General features: G+C 48.0%; 14 protein-coding genes. 10 read left to right on the top strand and 4 right to left on the bottom strand.

Annotated features, from left to right (window positions below):
• Positions 1-14: 14 nt before the first annotated feature.
• Positions 15-770: a substrate-binding periplasmic protein gene (locus tag QTO06_RS03240; protein ID WP_032802822.1), complete on the bottom strand. Its 756-nt coding sequence runs from the start codon at positions 768-770 to the stop codon at positions 15-17.
• A gap of 68 nt (positions 771-838) precedes the next feature.
• Here QTO06_RS03240 and QTO06_RS03235 point away from each other — a divergent pair, with 68 nt between their 5' ends.
• The 3 genes from QTO06_RS03235 (at position 839) to QTO06_RS03225 (ending at position 3,914) form a co-directional block, all read left to right on the top strand.
• Complete coding sequence (locus QTO06_RS03235; protein ID WP_331406851.1) at positions 839-2,758, top strand: ATP-binding protein; 1,920 nt, start codon at positions 839-841, stop codon at positions 2,756-2,758.
• A gap of 94 nt (positions 2,759-2,852) precedes the next feature.
• Positions 2,853-3,062 (top strand): DUF3283 family protein, encoded by a 210-nt coding sequence (locus tag QTO06_RS03230; RefSeq protein ID WP_005428896.1) that lies wholly within the window; start codon positions 2,853-2,855, stop codon positions 3,060-3,062.
• A gap of 135 nt (positions 3,063-3,197) precedes the next feature.
• Positions 3,198-3,914: a YebC/PmpR family DNA-binding transcriptional regulator gene (locus QTO06_RS03225; RefSeq protein WP_331406850.1), complete on the top strand. Its 717-nt coding sequence runs from the start codon at positions 3,198-3,200 to the stop codon at positions 3,912-3,914.
• A gap of 83 nt (positions 3,915-3,997) precedes the next feature.
• On the opposite strand, the gene rodA is transcribed toward QTO06_RS03225, so the two are convergent.
• From rodA to QTO06_RS03210, 3 genes are all read right to left on the bottom strand, one after another.
• Positions 3,998-5,080, bottom strand: a complete 1,083-nt coding sequence (gene rodA, locus QTO06_RS03220; RefSeq protein ID WP_009706701.1) for a rod shape-determining protein RodA — start codon at positions 5,078-5,080, stop codon at positions 3,998-4,000.
• A gap of 316 nt (positions 5,081-5,396) precedes the next feature.
• Positions 5,397-6,407: a DUF2955 domain-containing protein gene (locus QTO06_RS03215; RefSeq protein WP_154203017.1), complete on the bottom strand. Its 1,011-nt coding sequence runs from the start codon at positions 6,405-6,407 to the stop codon at positions 5,397-5,399.
• Positions 6,408-6,417: 10 nt separating this feature from the next.
• A complete protein-coding gene (locus tag QTO06_RS03210) occupies positions 6,418-7,467 on the bottom strand; it encodes an HlyD family secretion protein (RefSeq protein WP_331406849.1) in 1,050 nt (349 codons plus the stop codon).
• A gap of 119 nt (positions 7,468-7,586) precedes the next feature.
• Here QTO06_RS03210 and QTO06_RS03205 point away from each other — a divergent pair, with 119 nt between their 5' ends.
• The 7 genes from QTO06_RS03205 (at position 7,587) to QTO06_RS03175 (ending at position 14,399) form a co-directional block, all read left to right on the top strand.
• The gene (locus QTO06_RS03205) at positions 7,587-8,507 is read left to right on the top strand and encodes a LysR family transcriptional regulator (RefSeq protein WP_045371256.1); all 921 of its coding nucleotides are present in this window, start codon (positions 7,587-7,589) and stop codon (positions 8,505-8,507) included.
• Between the two features lie 84 nt (positions 8,508-8,591).
• On the top strand, positions 8,592-9,260 hold the full coding sequence (locus tag QTO06_RS03200; RefSeq protein WP_331406848.1) for a hypothetical protein: 669 nt from the start codon (positions 8,592-8,594) through the stop codon (positions 9,258-9,260).
• 9 nt (positions 9,261-9,269) lie between these two features.
• The gene (locus QTO06_RS03195) at positions 9,270-9,968 is read left to right on the top strand and encodes an ABC transporter ATP-binding protein (RefSeq protein ID WP_331406847.1); all 699 of its coding nucleotides are present in this window, start codon (positions 9,270-9,272) and stop codon (positions 9,966-9,968) included.
• Positions 9,956-11,224, top strand: coding sequence for an ABC transporter permease (locus tag QTO06_RS03190; RefSeq protein ID WP_221072610.1), 1,269 nt, complete (start codon positions 9,956-9,958; stop codon positions 11,222-11,224). Before QTO06_RS03195 ends, QTO06_RS03190 begins: the two co-directional genes overlap by 13 nt.
• Positions 11,217-12,002 (top strand): outer membrane lipoprotein-sorting protein, encoded by a 786-nt coding sequence (locus tag QTO06_RS03185; protein ID WP_331406846.1) that lies wholly within the window; start codon positions 11,217-11,219, stop codon positions 12,000-12,002. Before QTO06_RS03190 ends, QTO06_RS03185 begins: the two co-directional genes overlap by 8 nt.
• A 45-nt stretch (positions 12,003-12,047) precedes the next feature.
• Positions 12,048-13,376: a hypothetical protein gene (locus QTO06_RS03180; RefSeq protein WP_331406845.1), complete on the top strand. Its 1,329-nt coding sequence runs from the start codon at positions 12,048-12,050 to the stop codon at positions 13,374-13,376.
• Positions 13,377-14,399 carry a sensor histidine kinase gene (locus QTO06_RS03175; protein WP_331406844.1) on the top strand — a complete coding sequence of 341 codons (1,023 nt, stop codon included), beginning with the start codon at positions 13,377-13,379 and terminating at the stop codon, positions 14,397-14,399.
• The last annotated feature ends 4 nt before the right edge of the window (positions 14,400-14,403 follow it).

The following is a 14,403-nucleotide window of genomic DNA, read 5'->3' as shown; positions in this document are numbered from 1 at the left end:
TTAGGTATGAACGGTTAGATGTATTTTTTGATGATGTTGTCGATTTGCCCCGAACTTTTGAGCTCTGCTAGGCGTTTATTGATGAAGCTCTGCACTTTCGGATTCATCTCCGGAGAGAAAGCCAGATAGATTGAGTAATCTGGAATGACAGAGCTGAAAGATTGGATCTGGAAGTCTCCCATTGGCAGCTCTAAACGTTTGATGTTGTACACCACACGCGATTCCATCTCGACAAAGGCGGTATCACCAGGAGTGCGTTGCAGAACGCGGTAAGCGGCGTCGTAGTCTTTCACGCGCATTTCATTGACGGTGCCGTTTTCAAAGAAGGGACTTAAGTTCGGATAATCAAAGCCAAGCAGCAGCACGATAGAGCGACCTTGCATGTGCTGCATATCGCTGAATTTGAATGGCGCTTTACTGCTCGAAACCAGTACGTGTTTTACAGTGTAAATAGGTTGTTCAGAGAGGTTTTCCGATTGCACCTTGCCCCAATTTGGGCTGCCATAAGTGACCCAATTCTCCTCACCGCCCGCTTCAAGTACGGAAATCATGCGTTTAAATGGGTAAGTGTGGTATTTCACCTCGTAATCGGATTCAGCAAAGATAGCACTGACGATGTCAGTCACAATTCCGGAATGTTGTTCACCTTGTTGTTCTATTTGGAATGGTCGAGCTTGCTCAGAGATAACGTAGTAGTTCACTTCGCTCGCCATGGTGTGTGCGCTTAAGGCCATAAAACTAAAGCCTAATGTACGTAAGAGTCCTTTCATCCTAACCTCGATTATTGTCGTGACGTGACTATATTTATAGTAGCGCATGTTTAAGGGAGCGATTTCATATGGAGACAAAAGAGCGAACTCAACGTCGGTTTAGTATCGGCAACCAGCTGATGCTGGCGATTTTTGCGTTGAGTTTAATCTTTACCGTGATCATTTCTTCCATCAGTTTGTATCGTGACTTCAACGATGATCTTGCTCGCTTGGATAAAGAGCTGGAACAGGTGAAAACCAGCTACCTTTCCAGTTTTTCCGCCAGCCTGTGGGTGGAAGATAGAGAATTGCTGCACACCCAAGCTGAAGGAGCAATGCGCTTACCCTCAGTGGACTACCTAAGAATCGCGACACCGGATGAAGTGATCTTCGAATTAGGCTCGGCCTTGACGGAAGATCGGATCGAGCGTCAATGGCCTTTGCAATACGACATGGGCACAAAAACCTTTGATCTTGCCGAAGTGACGGTGCAATCGGATCTCAGCCCGATCTATCAAGGATTATGGCAAACCTTCTTTTTTCTTGTGATCGCGGAAGCGATCAAGATCTTCTTGCTCATCATCGGTGTTCTCTGGGTGACGTTTCGTTTGATGGTCAAGCCACTTCAATTGCTCTCAGGCGCGGTGAGTGATTTTAGCGGTGGCCATGTACCGAGCAAAGTGCAGCTCCCTAAGCGTTGGTTTTTCGATGAAGTGAGTTTATTAGAACGCAAATATAACCGAAGCGTTGAGCGTGTCAGTGAGCACCAACTGGAAATCGAAGAAGCACGTGACAAAGCCGAAGTGGCAAACCGTAAGAAGAGTGAATTTCTTGCCACCATGAGTCATGAAATTCGTACGCCGATGAACGGTATTATCGGCATTGCTTCCTTACTCGGTGATACCAAGTTGGATGAACAGCAAAAAGACTTTGTTTCCATCATCAACAGCTCTTCCAACTCACTGATGGTCATCATCGATGACATTCTCGATTTTTCTAAAATTGAAGCGGGCAAGATTGAGCTTGAGACGGCCACTTATAATCTGCTCGATCTGCTGCATGAAGTTGGCAGACTGCACACCGTTAAAGCTCAGCAGAAAGGCTTACAGTTGGTTTGCGACATCGACGCTCAACTCCCTTCAGAAGTGGAAGGTGACGTGGGTAGGCTCAAACAAGTGCTGAGTAACTTACTCAGTAATGCAGTCAAGTTCACCGAGCGTGGCCATGTTAAGTTGATGGTGTCACAAGTGAACCGAGAAGATGACGTCGCCAGCGTACATTTCCGTGTGGTTGATTCGGGGATTGGTATCGCGAAAGAAAACCAGCAAGCGGTATTTGAGAAGTTTCAGCAAGCCGATGGCAGCACGACGAGAAAATACGGCGGTACTGGTTTAGGCTTAGCGATTTGCAGCAGCTTGGTCGAAGTGATGGGCGGTGAGATCCGTCTGACCAGTGAGCCGGGGCTTGGCAGTTGTTTTGAATTTACTATTCCACTCAATATCGTCAGTGATACACCAATTGCGCCAAGTACACCGAACGTGCTTGATTTTCGTAACGGTGAAGACAGCGCGCCAAAAAGCCTTAAACCAACCAAAGACGAGGGCAAACCTTGGATTCTGGTGGTAGAAGACACCGCGGTAAACCAAAAAGTCGTGCGCATTATGTTGGAAAAACTCGGCATGCAGGTGAATGTGGCAGAACACGGTGAAGAGGCGCTTCAACAATGCCAAGAACATCAATTCGATTTGATATTGATGGACTGTCAAATGCCAGTGATGGATGGGTTTATTGCTACTGAAAACATTCGCAAGATGGGCGAGTGGGGACAGCAAGTGCCGATCATTGCTTTAAGTGCCAATGTAATTAAAGAGGATCAACAACGCTGCTTTGATGCAGGGATGAACGAATTTGTTGCTAAACCGGTGACAAAAGAGCGCTTGCAGCAAATCTTTGAGCGATACCTACCAGAGTCATTGCAAACGCGATCGAATCCGAAACAAGCAACTTGAAATTGATCAAGTAAAGTGCGTTTCACTTCTTAAAAGTCAAATCTGTGTGCTATAGTGCGCGGCTAGTATTTATTAAAGTACCTTGAGGCTGTGAATGTCGTTCAATCTATCCCTGTTACCGCCTGACGAGAAAAACAAAATCGAACTTGATAAACAAGCGTCTTTTTTGGTTTGGAAGCTTAAAGAAGCGAAATCTGGTCCAGAGGTAATAGAAGAACAGCTGTCTAAGATTAACGACGCTGACGAAAAAGTCTTTTTTCAACAGGCGGTCGATAAGTACAAACGAGTAATGGGTGTCGCATAAAGCGAACCGTGGCTCTGGTGTAAACCACAGCGGCGAATGAGGTTTCCTCCCCATTCCTTTGCAAGGTGAAAGGTAAAACTGTTCACTCTTTGCTAAAATCCTTCGCATTAAATTTGAATTTAGAGAGACATCCCGATGGGAAGAAGTTTTGAAGTGCGCAAAGCCTCTATGGCGAAAACTGCAGGCGCAAAAATTAAAGTTTATTCCAAATACGGTAAAGAAATTTACATGTGCGCGAAAAACGGTGGTGGTGATCCAGACATGAACTTGTCTCTGAAGCACCTGATCGCAAAAGCGAAAAAAGACCAAGTTCCTGCACACGTTATCGATAAAGCGATCGACAAAGCGAACGGCGGCGGTGGTGAAGACTACACTCCAGCACGTTACGAAGGCTTTGGCCCTGGCGGCACAAGCGTGATCGTAGACTGTCTAACAGACAACGGTAACCGTACATTCCAAGACGTTCGCCAATGCTTTGTTAAAGTGGGTGCGAAAATTGGTGTTGAAGGTTCTGTTTCTCACATGTTCGATCACCAAGCGGTATTCCAGTTCAAAGGCGAAGATGATGAAATCATCCTAGAAACGCTAATGATGGAAGACGTGGACGTTACTGACGTTGAGCTAGAAGACGGTGTTATCACTGTATTCGCACCTCATACAGAGTTCTTCAAAACAAAAACTGCGCTTAACGCTGCATTCCCAGATCTAACGATCGACGTTGAAGAAATCACATTCGTTCCGCAAACTCACACGCCAGTAGCGGGTGAAGACGCAGAGAAATTCCAGAAGTTCCTAGACCTTCTAGATGACTGTGACGACGTTCAACAGGTATACCACAACGGCGAACTGTAATTCGGTTCTCCAGTTGTAAAAAAGGCTTCCCGAGGGAAGCCTTTTTTGATCGTGTTGTTTGTCTTTTCTATTGTGACTAGCGTTTAGGTGTTTCGGTACTTGGAATAACACAGCGACATGATCACACCAAAACAGATGCCTTGAGTCAGCATCGCCGTACCACCGTAGCTAAAGAACGGCAGTGGACTACCCATTACTGGCAACAAGCCACTTACCATGCCGGTGTTGATGAAGGCGTACAGGAAGAAGCTCATCGCTAACGCACCACTCACCAGACGACTGAAGAAGTGCTCAGATTGGCATGCTAGCAGCATCACACGCGCTGTAATGAACAAATACAGCGCTAACAACACCACACAACCGATAAAGCCCCATTCTTCTGCGTAGGTCGAGAAGATAAAGTCAGTATGGCTTTCAGGGATAAAGCCTAGCGTACCTTGAGTGGCATTCATCCAGCCTTTGCCTTTCATGCCGCCAGAACCAATCGCAATCAACGATTGGATGATTTGGTAGCCCGAACCCAGTGGATCCGATTCAGGGTGCAAAAACTGCGTTACACGGCTCTTCTGATACGCTTCCATCACAAAGAACCAAAGTATTGGTGCCAGCGTAAGAATGCTCACCAAAAAGCCGCCAATTATCTTCCAGCTCATGCCTGCAAAGAACAGTACAAACAACGCGTAAATCACAGTGAAGATAGCGCCGTCTAGGTCAGGTTGTAAGGCAATTAGGCCCGCAGGAATAAAGGTGATCAGCAAACAGAAAGCAATTTTGCGAATGTCTGGTCGCCCACCTTCTAGATGCAGCATCCACGCAATCATAATGGGAATGGAGAGCTTGATCAGCTCAGAGGGTTGAAAGCGGAAGAAGCCGATATCGAGCCAACGCTGCGAGCCATTGGTGCTATCGCCAAACAGGGCAACGGCAGCCAAGAGCGAAACTGCAACCAGATACAAATAAGGCGCTGAACGTTGATAACTGGACGCAGGAATCGACGACATCACCAAAATACACACCAGCGTCAAACCGCATCGAGCGAGGTGTTTAAAGAGCATAGCTTCATTGAATCCACTGGCACTCCAGAGAGTGAGCGAACTCAATAGCATGATCGGAATGATCGCCATCAACAATGGCAAATCAATCCTAGGGAAGAAACGCTTGTTCATCTTCTACAACCTAAAAACGCCCCAACGCGGGGCGAAAACAACCAGAACTCTGCGAGCTCAAACTATTCCGATGCTAAGAATCCAATTTGGAAATAACAGACACCACGCAAAGGTGTGCAAGAGAGGAGTGTGCGACGCCGCCTGTTATGGGTAAGCTGACTTGGAAAGTCGTGGGATGGATAAATACACCAGGCTGAGGTTTTGCGCCACATTTTTTATAAGATTGAAATGGAAATTGGTACAGACAGCGCAATGAAATGAGCGCGATAAGAACAAGGGGCGCCTTAAGTATTGAGCACTTAAGGCGATGGCATGATTAGGCTTGGGCTTTTTCTGGCTTGTGCGTGAAATGGTACAGCGCCCATAGTACAAACAAAGTAACGGTAAGCTCCCAAGCTCGAAGGAAGGTGCTCTCCAAGCCTAACTCGTTACTGGTCATGTAGAGTTGAATCGGCAGCATGGTCGCCAATAACGCATCAGCATGAACGTCTTTGGCTGGACCTTTTGCTTTTGCCATTGATGCGGTAATCATAAAGGCAAGCAGACCTAATACGATGGTGTAGTAACCGAACGTGGATTGATGCCCAGCCATTAGTAAGGTGAACACTACAGCTAATGCACAGCCGCCCACCTGAGTTTGAAAACGGCGGTCAACCACATCGATAAAGCTTTTGTGTGTGGTTTGCGTTGCTGCGGCAATCACTGGCACCAAACAAAACGTTGCTGAAATGATGTCGACAATCATCAAGAACGCCACACCCAGACCAATCAACGCGAGTGAAATCGCTCGGTTCTCAAACGTAACAGGTTCTTTTTCAAATGCTGGTGGCTTGCCACCACGTTCAACAGGGAACAGAGCTACCATGGTTTTTGCGACGACCATGGTAATCAGCATTGATAGCAGGATTTCATGAATGCGCATTGGCATGTCCATGGTGGTGTGCTGAGCAAACACCACAATCAGAATCCAGTTGAAGGTTGGCATGAGCATCTGACCTTTCTTTGGCGGCGTGGTCGCTCTGCGGCGCATGAAATCAAAGAAGAACAAGCTAATGGTCCACACCACAAACGGATGCTGTGAAAACACTTCGGTCACCACCAATGCTGTGCTTGCTGCTAATAACGTAGGTAGCAAGGTGCGAAGCAGACCAAGCCAAGAGTAGTCTTTGTTCTTGGTCATGATGATGGTTGGATACAGCGCCAGATAAACTGGAGAATCAAGGTTCAGTAGTTTGCCTAGTACCATACAAATCGTCACAGTAAGGGCAACGCGCAGTGCTTCATTGCGCTCAGAACGACTTTGAAACAGGCTTTCGAAGGTCCACATGGTTCACCCCCTAGTAGATGTAGCGGAACATCGCCACCAAGTGAATCCAAGCTGAGCCAATGACATCCATAATAGGATTGCCGCTTTCAACGATCACACTCGCTCGTGAACCAGAAATCATCGAAGGATCCAACTCGTTAACCGTAATGCGGGTACGCACTTTCTGTTGCTCACGGATCCAGCGAGTATCATTGGTCACGCTAGAAAGCTGTCCATTCGCATTGTTGGTATCGTAAATCGCACGCTCTTGGCTGCTGACTTCACCAGTAAACACTTTGCCCGGTAGCGCATCGAAGGACACCAACACTTCGCGACCATTAGTTAGCTTATCAATGCCTTTTTCGTTAAAGTCCGCACTGATCCACGCATGAGCTTCGTCCACCAGCATCAATGACGCTGTGCCTTGTGTAATGTAGCTGCCTGATTGCAGTTGCAAATTCGTTACCACGCCTTCGGTTTGCGCCACGATTTGGGTGTGGCTTAGGTCGAGCTCTGCACTGGAAAGTTTTGCTTCTGCTAGCTCAATCGCTGCCGTACGGTCTTGAGTAGAAAGCTCTGCCTCAATGCGTTTCACTTCTGCGTTCGCCGCTTCAACCGCGCTGCTGGCGACTTGTGTATTGGTGATCGCGTCATCAAGTTCTTGCTCTGTTGCCAGCCCTTTGTTGCGCAGTTTTTGGTTACGCGTCAGTTTTTGCTTCGCGTTGTGGTATTCGAACTCGCGTTGGCTTTGGGTTTGTTTCGCTGCTGCCAATTGTTGCCATTTCGCGGAATCTGATTCACGTGCTTGGCGCAGTTCGGCTTTGGCTTGTGCCACTTTCAATTGGTAGCTGCTGGCATCGATAGCAAACAGAGGCTGACCTTTTTCAACCAATTCACCGTTATTCACCATCACATCCGTAATCACACCAGATACCTCCGGCGCAATGGTTGCGACATTACGATGCAGTGTCGCTTGGGTGGTGAAAGGGGAAACATTGTCTGAGGTGACTAAAAAAGCGGAGAACAAAGCAGCCGCTGAAAAAACAGTGTATATCGCGTATTTATAAAAATTTTCTTTCACGTCTGTACCTAGTATTCATTCGTTATTACGCGCCGCGTTCACGGCATATTCGGGTCTCTTTTCTACGTGGGCTAGGTTATACTCATCTAAAATTGGAAAAAATAACCAATGGAAGAAGTATGAATTCCATATTTGGAAACGTTGATGATCTGTACCTGTTTTGCTCAGTGGTTGAGCAAGGCTCTCTACTCGCGGCAGCGAAAAAGCTCGAACTGCCGGTCTCTACGATGTCTCGTCGTTTATCGGCGCTGGAAGCGCGTCTAGGATTGAGATTGCTGGAGAAGAAAGGACGTGAGTTGGTGGCAACCGAGACAGGCTTACAGGCGTTTGATCAGCTCAGCAGTGCGATGTCGCAGATTGAATCCGGCATCTTGCAGCTCAATCAGCAAAGCCAAGAAGTGGAGGGGCGAATCCGATTGGTGATGCCAAGCCGCTTTTACAATGACTTAGTCGATAAGGTGGTTGAGGATTACATCAAAACCTACCCAAAAGTGACCATTGATCTTCTGCTTAGCCAAGTGAATTCGATTCCAGAAACCGATCGTGATCTAGTGGTGACGTTCGATTTGGATGGTTTGGACGATATGATCGCGCGCCCGTTGTTTAAAGTAGAGCACGCTTTCTTTGTTAGCCCTGAATATCTAGCGCAAGCGGGCGGCAATATTGAAACCTTACAAGATTTAGCCAAGCAAGACTGGGTAGCCAGCACACACACCACACAAGTGCCTATCTATCAACAAGACAAGCTGGTGGACATGCTCAACTGCAAGCCGCGCTTAGTGGTCAATGACATCACCGCAGTGATCAAAGCGGTGGAAAACGGTTTAGGAATTGCGTCAATCCCTTTACGTCATGTTAAGCCTGAATTGAATCTCGTGCGCGTCGCACCATCCTATAGCCGCGGGGATCGCGAAGCCTATTTGGTTTATCGTCAGCGTAACTATCAGCCTAAAGCGCTGACCTTAATGGTCGAAGCGATTTTGCAGGCTTCAGAGGAGCGAAACCATTCATCCTCCCTCAATACCATTCACTCCGCATAACTGCCATTGGTCGCATGCAAAAGCAGCGTGCGATCTTCTCCCTTAATCTGAAACCATCAAATCACGTTCAACTAAGGACAGTACATGATGGTTTCTCAATCTCGCTCAATCAAAGCTCTTAAACTGGCAAGTACGTTTATCGTCGCATTTGCACTCAGCAGCAATCTGGCTCTGGCTAACCCAAGCGAGCGCACACTCAGTCAATTCAACCAAGCAGCGCAGGGTGACTCTGGCTTAGTTGATACCGTTTACGGCGAATTATCCAAACAACTCGAAGAGCAGGGCGCAACGCCAGTGACCTTAGTGTATTTAGGCAGTGCTGAGACGTTGCAAGGTCGTGAAGCGTTTATGCCTTGGAACAAGATGAAGTTCACCGAGCGCGGTCTTGCCACAATCCAAAAAGGTTTGGATTTAATGGCGAATCAGCCAGTACCACTGCAAGAGCAACAACGCTTACAAGGCTTGCCGGAATATCAATTAGCCACCGCCATGGCAGCCACTACGTTTACCGCTCTGCCGGACATGTTCAATCACTTTGAGCGTGGCTACGAGCTGTACCTTTCTCTGCTTGATGAACCGAGTTTTAGCCAACAACCTTTCGCAGCTACTTCGTGGATTTATCGCTACGCCATTGAAGCGGCACTGCGCGCTGAAGATGTTCAACAAGCCAAAACATGGTTAGCACAAATGGAGCAGTTAGGTGATAGCAATCTAGAAACGCAAACCGCGAAAGCGTTGCTAGCGAAATATTAGGGAGGCGCCATGATCGTATTTAATCAACTTAGCCGTGATTACGCCCTTGGTAGCCAAACGGTACGTGCATTGCGAGACGTGTCTGGTGAAGTGCTTGCCGGCGAAATGGTGGCATTGTGCGGACCGTCTGGCTCAGGCAAAAGCACCTTACTTAACGTGCTTGGCATACTGGATACTCAATACCAAGGTCAGGTGACATTTGCAGGCTGCCCATACCCAACCGGACAAATGCAGGCGGCGAAAATGCGCCGTGAAAAGCTTGGTTTTGTGTTCCAAAAATTCAATCTTGTGCCTGTGATGACGGCGTTGGAGAACGTGGCGTATCCGTTACACCTCAACGGCTTTTCAAAAGCAGAGCAAACCGAGCTCGCCACACAAATGTTAGAGCACGTTGGTTTGGGCGAGTTTATTCATCACATGCCCGATAACCTATCTGGTGGTCAGCAGCAACGCGTGGCAATTGCTCGTGCGTTAGTGCACAAACCGGCGTTGGTGATTGCTGATGAGCCAACCGCAAGCCTTGATAGCCAAACTGCCAACAAGATCATCGACATTATGAAAGGGCTCGGGCACGAGCTTGGTACCACTTTCATCGTCGCCACACACGACCCTCGTATGGCATCTCGCTGCGATCGAACCATTGAGTTGGTGGACGGCAAAATTACTCAAACGCACGCAAGTGTGGAGGAGGTTTCATGGGCAAGCTAATTCCAGTTTCCGTTCGCCTTGCTTGGTTGAACCTGCAACGCAATCGCCGTCGCAGTTTGTTGTCGATGCTGATCATCGCTATTGCCGTGTTTGCGTTAACCAGTGCGGGTGGTTTTGGTCTGTACACCTACGACAGTTTGAAAGAGTCAACAGCACGTGACACGGGGCATCTGACGTTAACCACGCCGGGTTACTTCGCCAAAGAAGAAGAGATGCCGCTGAGTAACGGTTTAACTCACGCCGACGACATCACCAAGCAATTGATTGGGTTGAATGAAGTGCGAGGCGTGCAGCCACGAGTTGAGTTCAGCGGTTTGATTTCCAACGGCAACAAGTCCTCGATCTTTATCGGCATTGGCGTGAACGAACGCGAATTCGATATGAAAGGACCGTTTTTGGATGTGCGCGAAGGGCAAACGCTGTCCAACATTCATGCATCGCGCTATGACCCTGCAGAGCCAGAAGTGATGCTTGGCGTTGATTTAGCGAACAACCTAAGCGTGCATGTTGGCGATTGGATTACCTTGCTGGCGACCACAACCGACGGTGCATTGAACGCGTATGACTTCAAAGTCCGTGGCATTTACTCAACTGGCGTACCTGAGCTTGATAAACGCCAGCTTTACGTGCACATCAATAGTGCGCAATCGTTGTTGGGCTCAGACAAAGTCAGCGCGTTATCGGTCTTCCTGTTTGACACCAGTTTAACTAGCCAAGTCGAGCAACAAGTGGCTTCGGCTCTGAGTAAGCAAAAACAGAACTTTGGTGATCAAGATATTGAGATTACGCCTTGGCAAGAACGTGCTTTCTTCTATCTCAAAGTGAAAGATTTGTACGACCGTATCTTCGGCATCATGGGCGCAGTAATGGCGCTGGTGGTCTTTGTTGCGCTGTTCAACACCATGACCATGTCGGTCACCGAGCGTACACGTGAAATCGGCACCTTGTCAGCACTTGGTAGCTACCCTCGCGAAATTATTGCTGGGTTCTTGCGCGAAGCAGGGTTACTTGCGGTGATTGGCAGCTTAATCGGCGCTTTGTTTACTGCGTTAGTGACCGTCTTACTGATGGTCGTGGATGTGCAAATGCCGCCACCGCCAGGACGCACGGAAGGGTATCCATTGACGATTTACTTCTCTTGGGAGCTGGTGGCAGTCGCAGGATTTGCAGTATTGATGATTTGTTTGGTTGCGGCGTTTTTCTCAGCGCGCAAAGGGGTGAACAAGCCAATTACGGAGGCACTGATTTATGTTTAATTTCAAATCACTATTACCAATTGCATTGCTGACGGTAAGCGGCGTTGTAAGCATCAATGCCAGTGCGAATGAATCAGCGTTAGATGCACAGCAAGTCGCGCAATTGATTGAAAAAGCGGACAGCTATCGCTTGCAAGATGATTCCTCCAAAGTGGTGTCTCTGGTGCGCTTATATCAAGACCAAGAGTTAGATAAAACCCGCCTTTACCACGTGTACACGCGTCCAAATCGTGAATCGCTGGTGGTGTTCAAATCGGCAGTCGAAGCTGGGCAAAAGATGTTGATGATGGGCGACAACTATTGGCTACAAATGCCGAAGAGCCGCCGTCCGATTCGCATTACGCCAATGCAGAAGCTGCTCGGTGAAGCGTCTATCGGCGACATCTCAACCCTGACGTGGAGCCAAGATTATCAAGGTGAATGGAAAGCGACAGAAGCTGTTTCGGTGAACGGAGAAAGTGTCGCGGCTTATCACCTTGCTTTAACCGCGAAAACTAGAGGGGCGAGCTATCAGAAGATCGATTTGTGGTTGTCTGAGCAAGATGCGTTTCCAATCAAAGCCGATCTTTACTTACGCTCTGGTAAACTCGCCAAGCAAGCGCTATACGGGCGTGCAACCGACAACGGTGAAGACTACGTCAGTGAGATGACCTTGCTTGATAGCATTCAGCCGAGCAAAAAGACCGTTATCGAGTACCAAGAAATCGTGCCTTGGCAACTGGATAATAAGTTCTACAACCCAAGCTATTTGCCTAAAGCCAATACGACTCAGCTTTAGCCTCAACTCTGTAAGTAGATCCATGAAAACGAGCAAGGAAGTGACATGAAATCGCGTCAGCCTAACCTTAACAAAAACACCAGTCTGTTGATTGCTGCGTCATTGTGTGTGGGCAATGCAGCCCCAGCTTTTGCCAATGATGAATTGAGCTTTGAGTGGGATTGGGCTGTCAGTTACGAAACGGCTAAGCAGCGTGATAGCGCATTTATGCAGGCGCAGAGCAGTTCTCGTGATTCACTCAATGCGTTGTTGGATGTGCAGGTCAACTATCAAAACTTCAGTGGCTTGTTTGCTCTGTACAGCCAAGGTTTGTACTTCAATCAACAAGGAGAGAGTGATTGGTGGAGTGAAGCTGATAACCGACTGCTGATTCGAGAGCTTGCTTGGCTAGGGGAGTGGCAAGTCGGTGATACCACCCTTGATGTGAGTTTGGGTAAGTTGCGCGTGGATTGGGGCGTGGGTTATGGCTACCGACCTTTGGATCTGTTTAAGCCGTATCGACAAAACCCTGTTGGCTTAGTCGCAGAAGAGGGCGCGGGCGTGTTTTCACTTTCACACTACGATATGGCCGGCGAATGGACCGTCATTGCGACCGATTCAAGCTGGGGGCAACAAGACCAAAGTTCACTTGATCAAGCCGTAGAGCAACAAGGTGTTGGTATTCGTCGTTATGCGCTAGTGGGTGACACAGAATATCAGCTGATTGGTTATTACGATGATGTGCGCCGAGGTTTACTCGGAGCCAGTGCCATTGCCGTGTGGGATGAATCCATCGCCATGCACGGCTCCATGCTGTGGCAAAAGCAAAGTGTTGGCTATCAGTTTCAGCAGGATGATCTTTACCGACCCGTTTCGGTTGAGGAGCAGGGCAGTGCATTCCAAGCCTTAATTGGATTGAACTGGGCAAACCAAGCCGGACACAACGTGATTGCTGAATATTGGTACGACAGCCGAGCATGGTCGAAAAGCGAATGGCAACAAGCAATAGAGCGTGGCGAACTACTCTCTCAAACCATTAACCCCCAAACGTCTCTACTTGCAACAAGCTACGCTCAAGGGTTTCAGCACGCCAATATCGTTCAGCATAACGTAATGCTGCACTGGAGTTGGGATGTGGAAGCGTGGGCAGCATGGAACGGCAAAGCGGATATGGGCTGGTTAAGCGATATAACACCCACGTTAGATGTGATGCTGTCGCCGCAAGATGGCGGTGTGATTGTCACGCAGTGGCTTAACTACCAATGGATTGATACCGGCGATCAAAGTGTAGAAGTGGAAGTTGCCGCACGCTTTTTAGCTGGAGACGACCAATCTGCTTACGCACAAATCAATGATAAGCATATGATTGTATTTAATATCAAAGGGAAGTTTTAAATGTGTTCAGCAAAATCAGTAGTTGAGAATGTGTGGTTACGTAGTTTATTAGTGACCACGGCATTTTGTCTCTTTATCTCAGCAATGACGTTCTCGGTTTGGGGCGGTCCATTCTACATCCATGTGTTGGTTAGCTTTGGATTTGGCTATTCGGCGATCTTCTTCTCATGGTTTGTCGACCGCCTGTTTCCTACCATTCCTCGTTTGGCGGAAGTGGCTATCTCGCTGACGGCTTGCTTATTGTTCGGTGTGGTAAACGCCCAGTTTTGGCTCGGAGAATATTTCGGCATCTCAGGTATGCTATCGGTTGGACTCATGGGGTTGTTATTCAGTGCCATGTGCTTTTTCTATTTTTACTCACGCGAGCAACATGCAATCGCTCAACGAGAGTTGGAAGCCATCAAACGCGAGAAAGCAGAGCAAGATCGTGCACTATTACTGAGTCAGCTTAAGCAGATGCAAAGCCAGATTGAACCGCATTTCTTATTCAATACCTTGGCAAATATCAGTGCGCTCATGTCGCAAGATGTTGATAAAGCCAAGCTGATGCTAGAACAGTTAACCGCGCTGCTGCGTGCAACGCTCAAAAGCTCACGTGAAGAGCAAACTACCATAGACAATGAAACGGCGTTAATTGAAGCTTATTTAGGCATCCAGCAAACCCGTTTAGGTGACCGACTCAGTTACAAGATTGAGGTAGAAGAGGGGCTAGGTAGAAGCGAGTTACCGCCGATGATGCTTCAACCCTTAATCGAAAACGCCATCATCCATGGTATTGAGCCGAAGCGAGAAGGCGGTGAAGTCCGTTTGCTGATTAAGCGCGAACAACAGAACTTGCTGATTGAAGTCAGAGACACAGGTGTTGGCTTAAATCACGTGAGTGGGCACATGGGGTCAGGCGTCGGTTTAAGTAATCTCAAGCAGCGAGTTGAAGCTTTGTTCGCAGGGCAAGGAGAGGTTTCTATCAGTGAGTCTGCTCAGGGTGGCGTATGTGTTCGCATGAGCTGGCCAATGGAATCGTAATCAA

The organism is Vibrio sp. M260121 (assembly GCF_036533715.1).
GTDB lineage: Bacteria > Pseudomonadota > Gammaproteobacteria > Enterobacterales > Vibrionaceae > Vibrio.
This window is presented reverse-complemented; position numbering and strand designations above follow the sequence as displayed.

Bases quoted from the DNA above. Each gene is read 5' to 3' on its own strand.
- QTO06_RS03240 (WP_032802822.1), bottom strand. From the start codon at position 770: ATGAAAGGACTCTTACGTACATTAGGCTTTAGTTTTATGGCCTTAAGC.
- QTO06_RS03235 (WP_331406851.1), top strand. From the start codon at position 839: ATGGAGACAAAAGAGCGAACTCAACGTCGGTTTAGTATCGGCAACCAG.
- QTO06_RS03230 (WP_005428896.1), top strand. From the start codon at position 2,853: ATGTCGTTCAATCTATCCCTGTTACCGCCTGACGAGAAAAACAAAATC.
- QTO06_RS03225 (WP_331406850.1), top strand. From the start codon at position 3,198: ATGGGAAGAAGTTTTGAAGTGCGCAAAGCCTCTATGGCGAAAACTGCA.
- rodA (WP_009706701.1), bottom strand. From the start codon at position 5,080: ATGAACAAGCGTTTCTTCCCTAGGATTGATTTGCCATTGTTGATGGCG.
- QTO06_RS03215 (WP_154203017.1), bottom strand. From the start codon at position 6,407: ATGTGGACCTTCGAAAGCCTGTTTCAAAGTCGTTCTGAGCGCAATGAA.
- QTO06_RS03205 (WP_045371256.1), top strand. From the start codon at position 7,587: ATGAATTCCATATTTGGAAACGTTGATGATCTGTACCTGTTTTGCTCA.
- QTO06_RS03200 (WP_331406848.1), top strand. From the start codon at position 8,592: ATGATGGTTTCTCAATCTCGCTCAATCAAAGCTCTTAAACTGGCAAGT.
- QTO06_RS03195 (WP_331406847.1), top strand. From the start codon at position 9,270: ATGATCGTATTTAATCAACTTAGCCGTGATTACGCCCTTGGTAGCCAA.
- QTO06_RS03190 (WP_221072610.1), top strand. From the start codon at position 9,956: ATGGGCAAGCTAATTCCAGTTTCCGTTCGCCTTGCTTGGTTGAACCTG.
- QTO06_RS03185 (WP_331406846.1), top strand. From the start codon at position 11,217: ATGTTTAATTTCAAATCACTATTACCAATTGCATTGCTGACGGTAAGC.
- QTO06_RS03180 (WP_331406845.1), top strand. From the start codon at position 12,048: ATGAAATCGCGTCAGCCTAACCTTAACAAAAACACCAGTCTGTTGATT.
- QTO06_RS03175 (WP_331406844.1), top strand. From the start codon at position 13,377: ATGTGTTCAGCAAAATCAGTAGTTGAGAATGTGTGGTTACGTAGTTTA.